Raw genomic sequence first — 1,920 nt, forward strand, 5'->3', positions numbered from 1 at the left:
CTTTTCGAAAGCGCCGGGGCCGGTCTGGTCAGATGGCGTGGTAGTCCTGGAGCAGCTTCTCCAGGTCGGTGCCATGGAGCTTTTTGAGTACCGCCTTGAGGGCAAGGCGCTCGGCCGGATTCAGCTCCAGCTCGGTGAGCTTGCGGCCGTCCCGCAGCTGGACGGAGGCGTTGATCAGATCCCGCACGTCGTAGGTGGAGCCCCACACCTCGGGCACGCCCCGGTCGATGTCCAGCAGGGTGTAGACCGCCTCCATACCGGTGCGCATGGAGTACTCGGTGGTAAAGATGGTGTCCCGCTCCGTCTCGGCAAACTGCCCCAGGAAGGCGAAGTTCACCGCCCCGTCGGGAACGACGCGAGGCCGGTCGCCGGCGGCCCGGGGCAGGAAGAAGGCGGTGATGTAGGGCATCATGCAGGGGACGGTGTTGGCGCTGTGGGCGGCCAGCTCCGCAATCTCCCCCTCGGGCACCCCCATGTGGTAGAGCCACTCCATGCAGATCTCCCGGCCGGTGCACTCCCGCATGGGCTTTTTCACAAAGTTGCCCGGCTTGTCGCTGAACAGGCCGTAGATCCACCCAACGAGCTGCCCCCTGGGCTGGTCGCGGAACTGGGGCTGGCGGTTGAAGGTCCAGCTCAGCAGCCAGTTGGAGTCCCTGGCGGTGACGATGCCGCCGGTGACCACCTTCCCGGAGAAGGGGTCCCGCTGGCAGATGCGCTGGACATAGGGGGGAATTTTGTCGTCAAGGGTGGTGACGGTGGCGCTCATCCAGTTGCTCAACTCCGGCTGGGAGCAGAACTTGTCCGGCCGGCCGAAGGCGGGGTCCCGCGCGGCGATGCGCCGCCACATGTCCCAGCCGCCGCCGGGCTTCAGCTCCGGCCGGAAGGGGGCAGGGGAATCCTGGGAACCCAGGGCGGAATTCTCCACGCAGCCGCCGGGAGTGAGGAAAACCAGGTCGTTTTCCGTCAGATCAATGTGCTCCTCTGCCCCGTCCCGCAGCAGCACCAGGCGGCTGGCCTGCTTGCGGCCGGGCCGGAGGTCGAACTCCACGTCCACCACCCTGGTGTTGAAGTGGAACTGGACGCCATGCTCCTCCAGGTACTTGAGCATGGGGAGGATCATGGACTCATACTGGTTGTAGCGGGTGAAGCGCAGGGCGGTGAAGTCGGGCAGGCCCCCCACGTGGTGGATGAAGCGCTTGAGGTAGAGCTTCATCTCCAGGGCGGAGTGCCAGTTCTCAAAGGCGAACATGGTGCGCCAGTAGAGCCAGAAGTTGGACTCCAGCACCGCACTGCTGAACACGTCCGTGATGCGCTTGTCGTACAGGGCCTCGTCGGGGGTGAAGAACAGCTTCATGATCTCCATGGCGCCCTGATCGCTCAGGCGGAACTTGCCGTCGGTGTGGGCGTCCTCCCCCCGGTTGACCGTGGCCCGCATGAGGGAGTAGTTGGGATCCCGCTTGTTGAGCCAGTAGTACTCGTCCAGGACGGACACGCCCTCGGTCTCGATGGACGGGATGGAGCGGAACAAATCCCACATGACCTCGAAGTGGTTGTCCATCTCCCGGCCGCCCCGCATGACATAGCCCAGTCCCTCGTAGTGCCAGCCGTCGCAGGCGCCGCCGGCGATGGGCTCCTTCTCCAGGATGTGGATGTTCCGGCCGGGCATCTGCCCGTCCCGCACCAGATAGCAGGCCGCCGTCAGGGCCGCCAGGCCGGAGCCCACCAGATAGGCCGATTTATGCTCCACGCCCTCCGGCTTCACCGGGCGGGCAAAGGCCTCGTAATTGCCGCTGGAATAATACATGAAAATGCCTCCGTTTCATAGCGTTGCTTTGGATTCTGGGGCCAGTATAGCCCCTCCGGAACGGCGGCGCAATCAGCAGAGGGGGCCCGGTGATGGAAGTTTCATCACCGGGGCCC

General features: G+C 64.8%; 1 protein-coding gene. It reads right to left on the reverse strand.

The genetic code is table 11. The annotated features are described in order from the left end of the window. Window positions 1-28: 28 nt before the first annotated feature. Window positions 29-1,804, reverse strand: coding sequence for an oleate hydratase (locus ACESY8_RS06985; protein ID WP_054339569.1), 1,776 nt, complete (start codon window positions 1,802-1,804; stop codon window positions 29-31). Window positions 1,805-1,920: the final 116 nt, after the last annotated feature.

This window comes from Clostridium sp. ATCC BAA-442 (assembly GCF_964239415.1).
GTDB classification, from domain to species: domain Bacteria; phylum Bacillota; class Clostridia; order Oscillospirales; family Oscillospiraceae; genus Flavonifractor; species Flavonifractor plautii.